The sequence below is a fragment of the Kitasatospora arboriphila genome (assembly GCF_039528095.1).
GTDB classification, from domain to species: domain Bacteria; phylum Actinomycetota; class Actinomycetes; order Streptomycetales; family Streptomycetaceae; genus Kitasatospora; species Kitasatospora arboriphila.
Window position 1 is genome coordinate 1 of record NZ_BAAALD010000338.1, and the last position, 511, is coordinate 511.

Below are 511 nucleotides of genomic sequence, written 5' to 3' on the forward strand. Positions count from 1 at the left end.
AAACTCTTATACTAATGCACCGGGAGGGTGGGTATCTGCTTTTTCATTTTGATAGTGATGCCGATTATTATCCAGGTATAGATGCCGTAGATTTTTAAGAAATTCAAGCCTTCTTATATCAGAAGGTTTTTTAGTTCATGGCGATTTTCTGATCTTTAGAAGAAGTTCGTTTGCTTGCTTTGATAGCCGTGTAGTAGGAATGGATCTTCTTCGCATACTCGTAACGTCTTGCTGCCTGGCGCGGGGTCTTTTTGAAGCCTGCATTGTATGCCCCGACTGCATCCCACGAAACGCCCCACTTTTTAAACGCCTGAGCCAGATAATAGGCTCCGGTGTAGATGTTAAGACAAGCATCGCTAAGAAGATGATCCGGTTTTATTCCATATCGCGACAGTTCGTTGAAATGCTGCGAGTCAATTTGCATCAAGCCTGATCCATAACCCGTAACAGGATTACGACCAATCGCATCAATTTTAAATCGTGATTCTTGCCATGATATAGCACGCAGGAG

The 511-nt window shown here is 43.2% G+C and carries 1 protein-coding gene; it reads right to left on the bottom strand.

All coding sequences use genetic code 11. The features are described from left to right. Positions 1-130: 130 nt before the first annotated feature. Positions 131-511 (bottom strand): transglycosylase SLT domain-containing protein (locus tag ABD353_RS40265; RefSeq protein ID WP_344628649.1); only part of this gene is annotated, 381 nt, incomplete at its 5' end.